13 protein-coding genes are annotated in these 15,032 nt (G+C 50.9%); 8 read left to right on the forward strand and 5 right to left on the reverse strand.

Annotation, left to right across the window (positions count from 1 at the left end; genetic code table 11):
• Positions 1 to 15 precede the first annotated feature (15 nt).
• Entirely contained in the window at positions 16 to 2,511 is a 2,496-nt protein-coding gene (locus P1P86_06770; protein MDF1574881.1) for a Smr/MutS family protein, read from the reverse strand.
• Positions 2,512 to 2,606: 95 nt separating this feature from the next.
• Here P1P86_06770 and P1P86_06775 point away from each other — a divergent pair, with 95 nt between their 5' ends.
• The 5 genes from P1P86_06775 to P1P86_06795 are packed head-to-tail and all read left to right on the forward strand — an operon-like array spanning position 2,607 to position 8,206.
• Positions 2,607 to 3,773, forward strand: a complete 1,167-nt coding sequence (locus tag P1P86_06775) for a Gfo/Idh/MocA family oxidoreductase (GenBank protein MDF1574882.1) — start codon at positions 2,607 to 2,609, stop codon at positions 3,771 to 3,773.
• 27 nt (positions 3,774 to 3,800) lie between these two features.
• Positions 3,801 to 4,466: an HAD family phosphatase gene (locus P1P86_06780; GenBank protein ID MDF1574883.1), complete on the forward strand. Its 666-nt coding sequence runs from the start codon at positions 3,801 to 3,803 to the stop codon at positions 4,464 to 4,466.
• A 46-nt stretch (positions 4,467 to 4,512) separates the two neighbouring features.
• On the forward strand, positions 4,513 to 6,924 hold the full coding sequence (locus tag P1P86_06785; protein MDF1574884.1) for a prolyl oligopeptidase family serine peptidase: 2,412 nt from the start codon (positions 4,513 to 4,515) through the stop codon (positions 6,922 to 6,924).
• Between the two features lie 21 nt (positions 6,925 to 6,945).
• On the forward strand, positions 6,946 to 7,530 hold the full coding sequence (locus P1P86_06790; GenBank protein ID MDF1574885.1) for a hypothetical protein: 585 nt from the start codon (positions 6,946 to 6,948) through the stop codon (positions 7,528 to 7,530).
• A complete protein-coding gene (locus tag P1P86_06795; GenBank protein ID MDF1574886.1) occupies positions 7,514 to 8,206 on the forward strand; it encodes a hypothetical protein in 693 nt (230 codons plus the stop codon). The genes P1P86_06790 and P1P86_06795 overlap by 17 nt, the downstream gene beginning before the upstream one ends.
• 11 nt (positions 8,207 to 8,217) lie before the next feature.
• On the opposite strand, the gene P1P86_06800 is transcribed toward P1P86_06795, so the two are convergent.
• Entirely contained in the window at positions 8,218 to 8,973 is a 756-nt protein-coding gene (locus P1P86_06800) for a ThuA domain-containing protein (GenBank protein ID MDF1574887.1), read from the reverse strand.
• A gap of 48 nt (positions 8,974 to 9,021) precedes the next feature.
• Between P1P86_06800 and P1P86_06805 the strand changes: the two genes are divergently transcribed.
• The gene (locus P1P86_06805) at positions 9,022 to 9,933 is read left to right on the forward strand and encodes a dihydrodipicolinate synthase family protein (protein MDF1574888.1); all 912 of its coding nucleotides are present in this window, start codon (positions 9,022 to 9,024) and stop codon (positions 9,931 to 9,933) included.
• A 19-nt stretch (positions 9,934 to 9,952) separates the two neighbouring features.
• Here P1P86_06805 and P1P86_06810 read toward each other — a convergent pair whose 3' ends face one another.
• A complete protein-coding gene (locus P1P86_06810; GenBank protein ID MDF1574889.1) occupies positions 9,953 to 11,425 on the reverse strand; it encodes an alpha-L-fucosidase in 1,473 nt (490 codons plus the stop codon).
• 58 nt (positions 11,426 to 11,483) lie between these two features.
• Positions 11,484 to 11,846: a hypothetical protein gene (locus P1P86_06815; GenBank protein ID MDF1574890.1), complete on the reverse strand. Its 363-nt coding sequence runs from the start codon at positions 11,844 to 11,846 to the stop codon at positions 11,484 to 11,486.
• 120 nt (positions 11,847 to 11,966) lie between these two features.
• Here P1P86_06815 and P1P86_06820 point away from each other — a divergent pair, with 120 nt between their 5' ends.
• Together P1P86_06820 and P1P86_06825 are read left to right on the forward strand one after the other, a co-directional pair.
• Positions 11,967 to 12,665, forward strand: a complete 699-nt coding sequence (locus P1P86_06820) for a class II aldolase/adducin family protein (GenBank protein MDF1574891.1) — start codon at positions 11,967 to 11,969, stop codon at positions 12,663 to 12,665.
• 182 nt (positions 12,666 to 12,847) lie between these two features.
• Positions 12,848 to 13,168 carry a hypothetical protein gene (locus P1P86_06825; GenBank protein ID MDF1574892.1) on the forward strand — a complete coding sequence of 107 codons (321 nt, stop codon included), beginning with the start codon at positions 12,848 to 12,850 and terminating at the stop codon, positions 13,166 to 13,168.
• Here the strand turns inward: P1P86_06825 and P1P86_06830 are convergent.
• Positions 13,163 to 14,998, reverse strand: coding sequence for a bifunctional homocysteine S-methyltransferase/methylenetetrahydrofolate reductase (locus P1P86_06830; GenBank protein ID MDF1574893.1), 1,836 nt, complete (start codon positions 14,996 to 14,998; stop codon positions 13,163 to 13,165). The two genes, P1P86_06825 and P1P86_06830, sit on opposite strands and share 6 nt — an antisense overlap.
• Positions 14,999 to 15,032: the final 34 nt, after the last annotated feature.

The raw sequence follows: 15,032 nt of genomic DNA on the forward strand, positions 1-15,032 counted from the left end.
AAATTCTTACTGCCACTAAACTTCAAGTCTGACCACGGTGATTCCCGCCCCTCCCTGGTCCACATGGGCATCCCCGTACCACTCCACCAGGTCCACCGTATGAAGGTATTCCCTGATCAGCTGCCGAAGGACTCCATTTCCCTTTCCATGCAGGATTCTCAACTCCCGGGCGTTGACCATAATAGCCTCATCGATAAAATATACCACCAGTTCCATGGCTTCATCGGCCCGCTTGCCCCTCAGGTCCATATCGGGACGAAAGCGGACCCTTCTGCTGCTTACGTTCCATTCACCCAGGTTTACCTTCGACTGGACTTTTTTCCTGAGTTGCCTGGCCTCCTCAGAAAGAATCTTCTCCAGCTGTCCCAGTTTGGTATTTGTTTTCAGCATCCCAAATGCCACGACGCAATTTTTGCCTTTGATCTCCAGCACCTCTCCTGCAGCATCATGTCCCCCGATACGGACCATATCCCCTACCCGGATCCCGGGATCTTCCTTCACCTCTTTCTGAACCAGGGTCTTTCCGGAGCGCTGACGAAGATCGGGCCGGCTGGTCTCCAGCTCACTTCCCTTCCGGCGGATCTCCTGAAGTTGTTTCTCTACCTTCCTCTCTTCCTTCCCCTTCTCCATCTCCATCTGCTCCCTGAATTCCGCAAGCTCCTTCCGCACCTCCCGGGTCCGCTCTTTCTCCGCTTTTGCCTCCTTAATTTCCCGGATGGTCTGTTCAATTTTCTTATTGGCACCGGTCAGCATGGCATCCGCTTTTTCCCTGGCCTCTTTAACAATGGCCTTGCGCTGCTTTTCACTTTCCTGGAGCTGCTTCTCATAACGCTCCATCAGATCCTCCAGTTTGCGCTCCGACTGCCTGATCTTCTGCCGCTTTCCTTCCCAGTACTTCTTATCCCGGAGGATCTCCCTCAGGTGTTTGTCAAAATCGATATGATCCTGACCCACCTTTTCAGAAGCTTTACCGAGAACCTCTTCGGGCAAGCCGATTTTCCTGGCGATCTCAAAGGCAAAAGAACTGCCCGGCTTACCAACCTGCAGTTGATACAGGGGCTGCATCTTCTGGTTATCGAACAACATGGCTCCGTTCACAAGGCCCTCCGAAGAGGTTGCAAAATGCTTCAGGTTGGTATAGTGGGTGGTGATAATTCCGCTGGTCCCGGACCGGTTCATCTGCTCCAGGATTGCTTCTGCGATAGCTCCTCCCAGCATGGGCTCGGTACCTGTCCCAAACTCATCAATCAACACCAGGGTGTCTGCAGCGGCATGCCTGAGGAAGAATTTCATATTAAGCAAATGGGAGCTGTAGGTGCTCAAATCGTTGTCGATGGATTGCTCATCGCCGATATCGATAAAGATCCCTGCGAAAAGTCCAAAAACAGAGGTCTCTGAACAAGGTACCAGCATGCCGCACTGCAACATATATTGCAGGAGTCCGATGGTTTTCAGGCAAACCGATTTTCCTCCGGCATTGGGACCGGAGATCAGGAGAATGCGGTTATTACCGGAAAGGTGGAAGGAAAGGGGCACCACCTCTTTCTGTTCAGCTTTGTACGAAAGGTACAGGAGGGGATGTAGGGCCTGCTTCCAGTCGAAGATCTGCTCCTGCTCCACCCGGGGCCTGATCGCCCCCAGCCGGGTGGCGAACAGGGCACGTGCCCGGATAAAATCAATGCGGCCCAGGAACTCCTGGGAAGAGAGCAAATCCGGGATATAGGGCCGTATGTCCGCGGTAAACTCCTGCAGGATATGGATAATCTCCCTGCGTTCGGCATACTCCAGTTCCCTGATCTCATTAGAGAGTTCCACCACCTCGGCAGGTTCAATGAATACCGTTCTGCCGGAAGCAGATTCATCATGGATCATTCCTCCGAGTTTCCTCTTATTTCCCGCCATGACAGGAATTACCGGGCGACCGTTTCGGTAAGTGGGGGCTGCATCGGCATCCACCCATCCCTCGCGCTGTGCACGGCTCATTACCTGATTCAGCTTTTTTGAAACAGCTCCCTGCTTCTCCTGCTGGCTCCTGCGGATATGCTGCAGGGCCGGCGAGGCATTATCACGGATATTTCCATGCTTGTTCAGGATCTTATGAATCCTGTCTCCCACAAAAGGAAAAACCTTTACAGGCCTGCACAATTCTGTAAGCACCGGGTATCTCTCCTCTTCGTCCGTTTTAAAGAAGTTTAAGATGGCACGAACCGAGTCCAGGCATTTTTGCAGGCTGCTTACCTCTTCGCTCATCAGGTAGGCACCTTCCACCTCCGCTTTTTTAAGGGCCTCCCGGTTATCCGTGAAATTCTGGACAGGAAACTCATCTTCCTGCGTTTGGATCTCCATGAACTCTTCCACCAGTTTTAGCTCATGGATAATAGCCGGATGATCGCTCATAAAGGCCATTTCATCCACCCGTTCCCTTCCGGGATCAAAGAGACAGTGGGACTTGACCAGTTCACGAATCCGGTCAAAACCAATTTTTGATTCAAAGTGTTCAGGATAGATCAAAGCGGTTTTTTTGCCTTTCAAAAGTAATAAAAAAGGGCGCTTCTCTCTGAAAAAAAAGTTAGCTTTATCTGCTCAACAACAAAACGCTTGATACCATGCAAAACAGAAAAATCAGGATGGGAATGGTCGGCGGAGGAACCGATGCATTTATCGGAGCGATTCACCGCCTGGCTGCTTTAATGGATAATCAGATTGAATTGGTTTGCGGCTGCTTCAGTGTGGACCCCAAGATCTCAAAGGAGTCGGGCAAATCCTATTACCTTCCTGAAGAAAGAGTCTATGAAAGCTACCAGGAGATGTTTGAACAGGAAGCCAGGCTCCCCGAAGGCGAGCGAATGGACTTTGTCAGCATCGTGACCCCCAACTTTGTCCATTTCGACCCGGCCATGATGGCCCTGGAAAACGGATTTCACGTGGTCATGGACAAACCCATCACCTTCACCCTGGATGAAGCGCTTGAACTTAAGAAGAAAATTGAAGAAACCGGATTAAGCTTTGCCCTGACACATACCTATTCGGGTTACCCTGCAGTAAAACATGCCAGAAAGATGGTGGCTGACGGGGAACTGGGCAAAATCCGGAAAATATTCGTGGAATATCCACAGGGCTGGCTTTCCTCCAAACTGGAAGACACTGGCAACCCTCAGGCCAGCTGGCGCACCGACCCAAAGCGCTCTGGGAAGGCCGGGTGCATGGGGGATATCGGAACCCATGCCCACCATTTGGCAGAGTATATCAGCGGATTAAAAGTGACCGAGCTTTGTGCGGAACTGAATGTGTTTGTTCCCGACCGGCTGCTGGATGATGATGGGGCTGCCCTTCTGCGTTTCGATAATGGTGCCAGAGGCATCTTAATGGCTACGCAGGTGGCAGCCGGGGAGGAAAATGACATAAAGATCAGGATGTACGGGGATAAGGGCGGTCTGGAATGGGAGCAAATGGAACCCAATTCCCTGATCGTGAAGTGGAAGGAGGCTCCCATGCAGGTATTGCGTGTGGGAACCAGCCTGAATAGTGATATAGCGGCCCATAATACGCGCACTCCGGGCGGACATCCGGAGGGTTACTTGGAAGCTTTTGCCAATATTTACCGTAATTTCAGCTTGACGGTCAGGGCCAGGGCCAATGGGCAGGAGCCAAGTGCCGAAATGCTGGATTTTCCAGGAGTGGAGGACGGCATTCGTGGCATGCAATTCATCGATACGGTGGTGCGTGCAGGTTACAATGACCAGGAAAAATGGGTAAAATTCGGGGAAGCATAGATCTTTTCCTAAATCTCTAAAGGGCCAATGGAATACGGTTTCATCTTTGATATGGATGGCGTGGTGATTGACAGCAATCCATACCATAAGATTGCATGGGAAAAATTCCTGAGCGGACAGGGGATTCCTTACGATGATCAACTCTTTGATAATGTCCTTTCCGGGAGAACCGGTCCCACTTCTCTCCGGATGCTTTTCGGGAAGGATCTGAGTCAGGAAAAGCTGGACCTCTTTCTGGAAGAAGTGGACAGCAATTACCAGAATATCCTCCATCGGACAGAGGATGTAAAACCCATCGCCGGATTAAACAGCTTCCTGGATCAAATCACAAGAAACGGTTACAGGATTGCCCTGGCCACTTCCGCACCGGTGCTGAACATTAAACTGGGCCTTCAGAAACTGAAGCTGGAAAACATCTTTGAACACATTGTCGGCAAAGTGGATGTAACTCACGGAAAACCCCACCCCGAAGTCTATCTGAAAACACTGGAGCTCCTGGACATACCGGCCGAAAACTGTCTGGTATTTGAAGATTCCCGGGCCGGCATCCAGTCGGCCCTTCATGCCGGAATACGGGTGGTGGGTATTGCATCCGGACATACGAAGAAAGATTTGCTGGAAGAGGGCGTCAGCCTGGCACTGGATGATTTCAGAGGGCTGGAACTGGAGACGGTTCTTGCGCTCTTCCAATAAACAGACCAGACATTTGACGAAAAATCACATCAAAAACGTTTACCAAATGAAACGCACAGCCTTATTTCTGTTTTTTACCCTCATTCTCTCCCCGGTTCTTCTGGCCCAGTTAAACCTGGCGTATCAGAAACCCTCCAAAGAGATCCTGGAACTTGTCGATGTCCCGCTTGCACCATCGGTCCTGCTGGACGACAAGCAGGAAAACATGATACTCCTCTACCGGGATGCTTATGAATCCATCGAGGAACTTTCCAGGCAGGAGTTGCGTCTCGGGGGACTGCGGATCGATCCCTTAACCAATATCGGGAGCCGCACCACCTATGTGAATAATCTCAAGATCAAAAAACTGACTGAAAATGAGGCGGCAGTGGTCCAGGTACAGGGACTGCCCGGTACCCCAAAACTGACCAGCCTGAGCTGGTCGCCCGATCAGAAGAAACTGGCCTTTACCCATACCGCTGCCACCGGGGTGGAACTCTGGGTACTGGACATTGACTCGGCAAAAGCAAGGCGCCTTACCGGGGCAGGGATCAATGCCAACATGGGCGTTGTGCTTAACTGGTTCGAAGACAGCGAGTCCATTCTGGTCAAGATGATCTCCTCAGACAGAAAAGCACTGATTGATGCGGTGAATGCTGTTCCGCAGGGCCCTACCATCTCGGTGGCCGATGGAAAAAGAGCCCAGAACCGGACCTACCAGGACCTTTTGCAGAACAAGAACGATGAACACAACTTCGAACAGCTGGCCCTAAGCGAACTCCATAAGGTCTCCCTGGACGGAAGGAGTGAAAAGTGGTTGGAGAGTGCCATGTACAGCAGTATCAGTTTTTCGCCGGATGGCAGCTATGTGCTGGTCACCACGGTTGAAAAGCCCTTCTCCTACCTGGTTCCCTATTACCGTTTTCCATCCACAAGCACGGTATATTCGAGTGATGCAGTAAAAGTGGAAACGGTCCTGGAGTCTCCCCTGATCGAGGAACTTCCACAGGGTTTTATGGCAGTTCAAAAAGGGAGAAGAGACCTGGAATGGCGAGGCGACCGGCCGGCCACCCTGGTATTTGCAGTGGCCCTGGATGGAGGTGATCCTGAAAACGAGGTGGATTTCAGGGATGAAGTGTTCCAGCTGGAAGCCCCCTTTAACGGCACACCGGTCCCGCTCCTGAAAACCATCAACCGCTTCACGGGCATTCAATGGGGTAATGAAAAGGTGGCCGTGGCCAGTGACCGTTGGTGGAACACCAGGAACAGCAAGAGCTATTTGTTCAACCCCTCCGACGCCAGCAGTGCACCGCTTGTCCTTTTCGACCGGAATTACCAGGACCGGTATAATGATCCGGGTCGGTTTGTAAGCGAAAGGAATGAATATGGGAGCAGGGTACTGAGCATAAAAAAGAACCATCTTTACCTCCTTGGCAGCGGTTATTCAGAAGAGGGCCAGTTTCCTTTCCTGGACCAGATGAATCTGAAAACCAAAACAATTAATCGGATTTACCAATCGACATATACCGACAGGCTGGAAAACCTGAGCCGGTTTGATATAGATAAAAACAGGCTCCTGGTCCGCATCGAATCACCCACGGATTATCCAAACTACTATTTCAGAAATTTAAAAAACAACACATTGCAGCAGATAACGGCCTTTGAAAACCCCTTCAAAAGCCTGCAGAATGTTCATAAAGAGGTGATCACTTACCAGCGTGACGATGGTCTGGAACTCTCCGGCACCCTCTACCTGCCTGTGGGGTATGACAGGGAGAAAAAAGAGAAAGCTCCGATGATTCTCTGGGCCTACCCCAGGGAGTACAAGGACAAGTCCAGTGCTGCACAAACCACCGCCAATCCCAACCGTTTCACCTCACCCAACTATGGTTCTCCCATCTACTGGGTAACCAAGGGTTATGTGGTTCTGGACGGGGCTGCCTTCCCCATTGTGGGTGAAGGAGATGAAGAACCCAATGATTCATTCCGCAAGCAGTTAGTGGCCAACGCCCTGGCAGCCATTGATGCCGTAGATCAACTGGGCTATATTGACCGTAACAAGGTGGCCGTAGGCGGACACAGCTACGGAGCCTTCATGGTAGCTAACCTGCTCTCACACAGCGATTTGTTTGCTGCGGGGATTGCCAGAAGCGGAGCCTACAACCGGACCCTCACCCCCTTTGGCTTCCAGAGCGAAGAGAGATCCTACTGGGAAGCTCCTGAGGTCTATTACCGCATGTCTCCCTTCATGCATGCCGATAAGATGAAGACCCCCCTTCTGCTGATCCATGGTGAGGCAGACAACAATTCGGGCACCTACCCCCTTCAGAGCACCCGCTATTTCAATGCCCTGAAAGGACTTGGAGCAAGCGTCCGGCTGGTGATGCTGCCCAAAGAGAGCCATGGTTACCGGGCCAGGGAAAGCATCCTGCACATGTTATGGGAACAGGACCAGTGGCTGGAGAAGTATGTGAAATAGCATGCAAAGCTTGTGTCACAAATGAGAAAGGGCTTCAGATACATCCTGTTCGCGACCATGGGGACCGTTCTTACGGCTTGTCCTCCTCCCTGTGACTACCATCTGATCGACTTTGGCAGTTTGAGCGAGGAGGCAATCAGCAGTTCGCCCTATATAGACGGCCAGACATACAGCTTCCTTCACTCAGAGGGATATAAGATATCCTTTTATGCCAGCAGATCCAGGGAGAAACAATCAGATTATTATGATGAATGCACCGAAGTACGCAGGGAGTCGGACCTTAGCACACTCACCCCGGATTATCCCATTTTTCCCTGTAATATAGGAATCCACAAAACAGATACTGCCCGGTATGAGTGCCTGATTTGGGCCGGAGGTTCATCTTTCTGGCTTCCATGCACCATGGAGATCGACCTTGGCCACAGCTACTTCGATTCCATACAGATTGGCCAGAACTGGTACAGGGAAGTTTATAAAATGGGGAACAACTGGAGGGATGGAATCCCGGAGGGACAAATCCTGGCCGACAGTATATTTTACAATACAGCCTTCGGTATCCTGAAAATAGAGATGAGCAACGGGGAATTCTATGAGATTAGCGATTAAGCCAGTATATATGGCCATGGGCTTCTTCCTCCTTTCCTGCGGAGGTGAAGGTGAACACCCCCTGAAGGAAGAATACTATTACCTGGAAGAGGCCCATAAAGAATGGCTTGCTCCCGACACCATAGGAGAGGTGTTCATTATGAGAGACTATAACGGAATCTCATCGAGCATGAGTATGACCGGGAACAATGAAACGATGGGGAAAAGCTGGAGCACGTTTTTAGGAATCAATACCCGCACCTGCTATACAGAAGAGTGTTTCCAGTCATTCAAATCAGGTTTTGGCATGCTTCTCGGAATCTCCATGAGGGCTAACAGTCCACCACACGGGGATCAGATCAGCATTTCGCTGGGACAGGTGGGATTTTCGTATGACTTTGATTTTGAAACCATAAGCAGCCTGGACACTCCCTTCGGTTACAAGAACCTTCTGATGACCGACAAGGGCTACGAGATTCACGAGGACGGAGAGATCATGTCCTCTGTGGAGTTTCTTGATTCACTGCTTACCTCCTACGGTACTTACCAGGAGGTTTTACATTTCATCTTTAACGATTTTAATCCTTACTGGACTGATTTCACGGTAAGGGAAATATACCTGGCCAAAGAAGTGGGCCTGGTTAAATATGTTCTGGCATCCGGAGTTTCAAACGAACGATTCCATCCACAGAACTGAGCCCTTTGCCCTTATTCTGTTTCAAGAATCCACAACAGGCCACCCCTCAGATGCTCCACGAACAGCGGATCCTCGTAGAATTGTGAATCGTGTCCCAGGGCGGTGTACCATTGCCGTCCTCCTTCAAATTCGTGGCACCAGCACAGGGGAAAAAGATGTCCGAAGGTCTCACCGGGATATTTTTTCTTCTCCATGTCCTCGATGGTGTTCAGATCGACGTTCAACAGCACATGGATATCCGGATTCAACTGGTAAGAGTAATAACATTCATCCCTGACGGTCCACCGGGCAGGCAGGTGCCGGGTGGACGGATGGGTGGAATCGCACACCAGCACATCAAATTCCTGGTAAGGCGGATGCCGAAGAAACTTGCCGCCCACCAGGGCCCAGTACCAGGGCCAGTCCCGCTCTGTGGCATTAGCGGAGTGGATGGCTGCAAACCCTCCCCCCCGGCGGATAAATTCCTGAAAAGCCTTTCGCTGTTCATCTGTATCAAAACCTTCGTTATTGGAATTGGAAAACACCAGGGCATCGAAGCGCTTCAGGTTTTCCCCGGTAAAAACCGAGGGCTGGTCAGACCACTCCGTAAGGATGCCCTCCCTGGCACAGATATTCTCCAGGGCTGCCACGCTGGCAGCAATGTTCTCATGCACATAGCCTTCTCCGTTTTTCGTGTAGATCAAGATACGTTTCTCCTCTTCCTGGCCTGCAGCCTTCCATTGAAAAAATCCAAAAGCAAGCAGGAGAATTACAGCCGGCTTCTTCATATTTTGTTTTTTGTATTTGTAGCTCAATTAAATGTTTTAATTTGAAATATGAAAAGAATCGAAGGATATTTGGCTGCACCATTTACCCCCATGCACGAAAACGGGGAAGTGAATCTGGATCTGATTCCTGAATATGCCGCTTATTTAATCCGGAACGGACTGGATGGTGCCTTTATCTGCGGAAGCACAGGTGAAGGGGCCCTGCTCACCAGAGAGGAGCGCCAGGCTGTTGCAGAAAAATGGATCGCCGGAAGCGAAGGGAAGCTGAAGATTGTTGTACACACAGGAGGCATCTCCTTAAAGGACCAGATGGTTCTGGCGGTTCATGCCGAAAGGTCCGGGGCCTTTGCCATCGCCGCCATGGCCCCTGCATTTCTTCCCCCCGGACGAAATGAAGAGTTGCTCGCCTACTGCAAATCTGTTGCAGGTGCTGCTCCCTCACTCCCTTTCTATTACTACCATATCCCACCATTGAACCGGGTTCAGCTGCCGGTATCCGCACTTCTAAGTTCAGCTGCGAAAGAGATTCCCAGCTTTGCCGGGGTTAAATTCTCCTCCGGTGACCTGGATGAATTTGAGCGTTGTATGCAGCTGTCTGAAGGGAGATTTGAAATGCTCTGGGGAAGGGATGATATGTTCCTGGATGGCCTGGACTATGGAATCAAATCAGGGGTGGGAGGAACCTACAATCACTGCTTCAGCCTGTACAGGAAGATGGCAGTGGCCTATGCCGGAAAAGAGATGAAGCGCTGCCGGCAACTTCAGGATCAGGCGAATCAGTTCTGCGGGATTCTGGACAAATATCGCAGGAATATTATCGCAGGAAAAAGCATTATGAGCTATCTGGGCCTGGACTGCGGACCCAACCGGCTTCCGCTGCAGACCATCTCCGATCCGGAAAAGAAAACCATCCGGGAGGAACTGGACCGGATCGGTTTTTTTGAATATTGTAACAAATAAACTAAGAGCTCCTCATTTCTTAATCCGTAGAATCACCTTCCGTCAGTCCGGGTGCCAAATAGACCTCCATATTCGATATGGCGGGACAGGCTCTGGAATCCAGGATATTGAAGCGCAGTTTATCGCTGCTCACATCATCAAAACGTAAAATCCGTTTGGACCCGATGGTGGTCTGAAGGTCGATCTCCTCCCAGGCGCCATCTTTCCAGGCCTCTATGGAGAACTTTTTCACTCTTTGACCCAGAGGAATATACTCCTGTACCAGAAAACGGTTAAAGGTCGTTTCCTTACCAAAGTCGATGATCAGCGAGGCAGCAAGCGTATCGTCATCCGTGGCCCAGTAGCTCTCCGGGTCCCCATCGACGATTTTTGCAGCACTGAATTTCCTGGAATCAGCTCTGACCTGGCTGGCAGTCACTCTCTGATCCCTGGCCAGATCGGTCTCCAGATCCTTCCGGATCACCTCCACCATCTTTTTCAGCTGCTCCACATCCTTCTCATGGATCAGTCCCCTCCTGTCGACCGGGAAATTCAGAAGAAACGAGGAGTTCCTTCCAATGGAGTGGTAGTAAATATCCACCAGTTGACTAAGCGTTTTTACCTTATCGTCCTCCGATGAATGATAGTACCATCCGGGCCTGATCGATACATCCACTTCGGCAGGCACCCAGTGGGTCCCGTCCTCATGACCGCTGGTCAGATCTCTGTAATTGGGCGATCCGGGATAGAACTCATCCCTGCGAAGGAAACACCAGTTGGTTTCACCGGCCCATCCCTCTTCATTTCCCACCCAGCGGACATCCGGACCAGCATCACTGAACATCACGGCAAGGGGCTGCAGATCCCTGACGATCTGACGGGTATTGGGCCAGTCGTAATAGGTCTCCCGGTCGACCCGCCTCTCCTCGTTGGCCCCGCCGTAATAGCCGGTACCCCCGTTGGCCCCGTCAAACCACACTTCAAAAACCTCCCCGTAGTTGCTCATCAGCTCGGTCAGCTGATTCCGGAAATAGCTGAGATAAGCCTCTGTGCCATAGTCTGCATGATTCCGGTCCCAGGGGGAGAGGTACAATCCCAGCTTCAATCCGTACTCCCGGCAGGCATCGGCCAGTTCCCTGACCACATCGCCCTTCCCGTCTTTCCAGGGAGAGTTCCTGACCGAATGCTCCGTGTACTCCGAAGGCCATAAGCAAAAACCATCGTGGTGCTTGGCGGTTAATATGATCCCCTCCATCCCTGCCTCCTTGCAAACCCGGGCCCACTGCCTGCAGTCCAGCTCTGAGGGATTAAATAACTCCGGTGATTCTCCCCCGGTCCCCCACTCCATATCCGTGAAGGTATTCATATTAAAATGCACAAAGGCATAGAATTCAAGCTGATGCCAGAGGAGCTGGCGCTCTGAAGGCACCGGCCCCAGGGCTGCAGGAGGAGGGGGCTGATGACATGAAACCAAGAGGGTCAGAGCCAGAAGAGCAGGTATGAAGTATTTCATGGTGGAAGCTTAATGATGGTCTTTACCAATGTTGCCTGTGGCTAAGGACAAAGAACTCCTATTTTTTCTTGGCGGTGATTGGTATGCTTCCCTCGCTGTAGGCAGCTGTTCCTTCCATGGAATCTTTCTCTACAGTTAACTTGATCTCCACAGTCTCCATTTCCACAAAAATATTAAATGAAAGAACGTTGTTTTCATAGACCACATTCCCGGCCTCCGATTCAAATTCGCCAAGCACCATCTTCACGGTGTAGTCTTTAGCCTCTTTGCTTATCACAATATCTCCTGAACTGTATTCATAGGGCGCCTGAGGGGCTTCATAGGCCCAGGTTCCGGCAGGGTCCATCTTTTTCTGGGCTGAAACGGTGGTGGCAAAGGTTGCAAGCAGCATCAAAATCATTAAGAATCTTACTGTTTTCATGGTGAAATTGTTAAGTGTTTGAAATTAAATACGGGGTCATTTGGTAAGCTAAGACAAGTTACAAGAAAATACATTTCTTCCATCGTTTCTGCATCCGGATTTTCCGTAAATTAGAATCGTATGGAAGATAACCAGGAGCTGAAACGGATCAGACAAAAGATCATCGAAGGCGGAATCAGGCTGCTGAAAGAGGGCCTGGTGACGCGAACCTGGGGAAATATTAGCATCAGGGTGGATAAGAACCGTATGCTGATTACTCCCAGCGGACGTACTTATGAAGATCTGCAGCCGGAAGATATTGTCCTGGTGGATTACCTCAGCTGCAGGCATGAAGGAAAAATCAGGCCCTCCTCTGAAAAGGAGCTTCACTGCGAAATATACCGAAGCAGGAAAAATATCCATGCAGTCATTCACACCCACCAGATGAATGCCTCTACGGTGGCTGCAGCCCGCCGGGAGCTTCCCCCGGTTCTGGATGATATGGCTCAGATTATCGGACCCTCGGTCAGGGTAACGGAATATGCACTCTCCTCCACAAAAAAAATTGCGAAAAGGACGGTCAGGGCCCTGAAAGGAAGAAATGCCGCACTGATGGCCAATCACGGGGCCGTTTGTGTGGGGCGCAACCTGGAGGAAGCCTTTGTGGTATGCCAGGTCCTGGAGAAAGCCTGCAAGACCTTTATTGAAGCTGAATTTTTGGGAGGCGCAAAAAGCATCAGCAAATTTGATGCCCGGCTGATGCATCAGAAATACCTGAGGAAATATTCCATAGAAGCGGATAAAAACAGAATGGGTCCATCGGGAAATAACCGTGGGTAGTGATCTTGCCGGACCCGGAGCTTACATTCATCCTTCAAAACGGCCATTTCGTGGAAAGCAGTTGCCAGGAACCTGCTCCAATAAAAAATTTCATGTAAAGAAATTTGACATTCACGGAACATTGATTACATTTGGTCACACAGCCTGATGATACCATGGTAAAAAGATGCACAGCTCACCACATGGGTATAGGAAGAATAATCACAGAAGAGGGTGAATTTCTTATCCAGGTGCTTTTTACAATCGCTGTTATTTCTGCAGGTATATTCCTGCAGCTGAACTTTTTACAGTGGACCATTGTTACCCTGCTCTCCACTGTTTTTCTGTTTACCGGGTTTTACAGAAATGCCGTCTTCCTGGCAGCCAGGTATGACGACTCCATTTCAGCGGATCAGGCTGTGCGGATCAAAGCCTTGAGTAATGTGGTACTGGCCTTTATTACCGGCTTCTCTTTTTTCACCTATCTCCTGATCTTTATGCCAAAGATCAATCAGATCCTATAGCATGGACCCTGCCACCTCCACGGCCAGATGGTATCGTCCGAAAGGGGCACTTACCTGGATCCCCTGAACAAAAGCGGAAACCCGTTCAACCATACCCCGGGCAATCTCGATTCCGGCTTTCAGCTGGTCCTCCTTGTTATCGTAACTGGCAATACGAGAGATCAGCTCGTCCGGCACATAAACACCCGGCACCTCGTTCTTCATAAATTCAGCATTACGCAGACTAACCAGCGGCCAGATCCCGGCCACCAGGGAAAGACTCCCCAGATTCGCTTTCTCCAGGAATCTCTCCAGCGAATCCACATCAAAAACCGGCTGGGTTATCACATACTCGGCACCTGCCTCCTTCTTCAGCTGCAGTCGATGTATTTCATTCTCCGGATTCACGCTGTTGGGATCCACTCCCACCCCGGTAAAAAATGAAGTGGGATCTCCGATTCTTTTCTCCCCCACATCCATCCCGTGATTCAGATTATTGATCAGGTGCACCAGTCCGATGGAATCAATATCAAAAACAGCCGTGGCCTGGGGGTAGTCCCCGATCATGGGCGGATCGCCCGTGATTGCCAGGATATTCCGTATGCCCATGGCCGTGGCTCCCAGCAGGTCCGACTGCATACCCAGCAGGTTACGGTCCCTGCAGGTATAGTGAAGGACCGTTTCAATGTCGACCTGGTTCTGCAGCAAGACTGCCAGTGCCAGTCCGGTCATACGTGCCGTGGCCCGCGGACCATCGGGAATATTTATGGCATCCACCCTGTGCTCCCTGAGCAGCCTGGCTCCTTCCAGGGGTTTGGTGATATCGGTGCTGCGCGGGGGCACCATCTCCACCAGGACCACCTGACGGCCTGAGCTTATCTTCGCTGCCAGTTTCGACTTCTCAGCCAAAGGTACCGGGTCGGGCAAGGGTTCCTCGCTTACCGGCTTCAACCCGATGTTTATGGAATGCTGGATCCGGGTCTGCTTCATGGCCAGTGCATTGGCCATTTTCGCTATATGCTCGGGAGTGGTGCCGCAGCATCCCCCCAGCATCCTGACCCCTTTTTCAATAAAACGTTTTGTATAGACCGAGAAATACTCCGGGGTGCTCATATAAATCATCCGGCCATCGGTGAACTGTGGCCGTCCTGCATTAGGCATCAGGCTAAGAGCTTTATCCGTCAGACGTCCCATCTGCTCCGCGAAATCCAGCATGGGTTTGGGTCCCACCGTGCAGTTCAGTCCGATCACAGTGGCCTCACTCCTGTCAAGCACTGTAGTGACATCTTCCAGATCCACCCCATAACGAGTTAAGCCGTCTTCCCCCACGGTCATCATGGCCACCACCGGCAGTTCTGAGACACTCACGATGGCCTTTATAGCCTGCTCCATCTCCCTGATATCCTGGAAGGTCTCCAGGATAAAGAGGTCAACACCCGCATGGTTCAGAATGTCGGCCTGCCGGGCATAAGCCTTGAAAACCTCTTCCAGCGAGGTCTCTCCCCAGGGTTCAATCTCCAGACCCGAAGGTCCCATGGAACCGGCCACATAAACCTCCCCGCCGGCTGCCTTCCTGGCCAGCTCAACCCCTTTCCGGTTGATCTCTTCCATTTGATCCAGGAGGTTGTGCGATTTTAACTTGAAACTGTTGGCTCCATATGTATTGGTCTCAATCACCGTAGCTCCCGCCCTTACATATTCCTCATGAATGGAAAAGATCAGTTCGGGCCTGGAAAGATTCAGCTCGTCGTAACACTTATCTATAAAGACCCCCTTTTCGTAGATCAGGGAGCCCATGGCGCCATCCAGTAAGACCAGATTGTCCTTCAGAAACTCCTTAAATGAAATCATGTGCAAATGTACAGTTTTTTACAGCTTTACCAGT

The sequence above is a fragment of the Bacteroidales bacterium genome, assembly GCA_029210725.1.
Classification (GTDB): domain Bacteria; phylum Bacteroidota; class Bacteroidia; order Bacteroidales.

Excerpts from the sequence above, each read along its gene's own strand:
- P1P86_06780 (MDF1574883.1), top strand. The coding sequence starts at position 3,801 with ATGGAATACGGTTTCATCTTTGATATGGATGGCGTGGTGATTGACAGC.
- P1P86_06800 (MDF1574887.1), bottom strand. The coding sequence starts at position 8,973 with ATGAAGAAGCCGGCTGTAATTCTCCTGCTTGCTTTTGGATTTTTTCAA.
- P1P86_06825 (MDF1574892.1), top strand. The coding sequence starts at position 12,848 with ATGGGTATAGGAAGAATAATCACAGAAGAGGGTGAATTTCTTATCCAG.
- P1P86_06815 (MDF1574890.1), bottom strand. The coding sequence starts at position 11,846 with ATGAAAACAGTAAGATTCTTAATGATTTTGATGCTGCTTGCAACCTTT.
- P1P86_06775 (MDF1574882.1), top strand. The coding sequence starts at position 2,607 with ATGCAAAACAGAAAAATCAGGATGGGAATGGTCGGCGGAGGAACCGAT.
- P1P86_06830 (MDF1574893.1), bottom strand. The coding sequence starts at position 14,998 with ATGATTTCATTTAAGGAGTTTCTGAAGGACAATCTGGTCTTACTGGAT.
- P1P86_06785 (MDF1574884.1), top strand. The coding sequence starts at position 4,513 with ATGAAACGCACAGCCTTATTTCTGTTTTTTACCCTCATTCTCTCCCCG.
- P1P86_06790 (MDF1574885.1), top strand. The coding sequence starts at position 6,946 with ATGAGAAAGGGCTTCAGATACATCCTGTTCGCGACCATGGGGACCGTT.
- P1P86_06795 (MDF1574886.1), top strand. The coding sequence starts at position 7,514 with ATGAGATTAGCGATTAAGCCAGTATATATGGCCATGGGCTTCTTCCTC.
- P1P86_06820 (MDF1574891.1), top strand. The coding sequence starts at position 11,967 with ATGGAAGATAACCAGGAGCTGAAACGGATCAGACAAAAGATCATCGAA.
- P1P86_06805 (MDF1574888.1), top strand. The coding sequence starts at position 9,022 with ATGAAAAGAATCGAAGGATATTTGGCTGCACCATTTACCCCCATGCAC.
- P1P86_06810 (MDF1574889.1), bottom strand. The coding sequence starts at position 11,425 with ATGAAATACTTCATACCTGCTCTTCTGGCTCTGACCCTCTTGGTTTCA.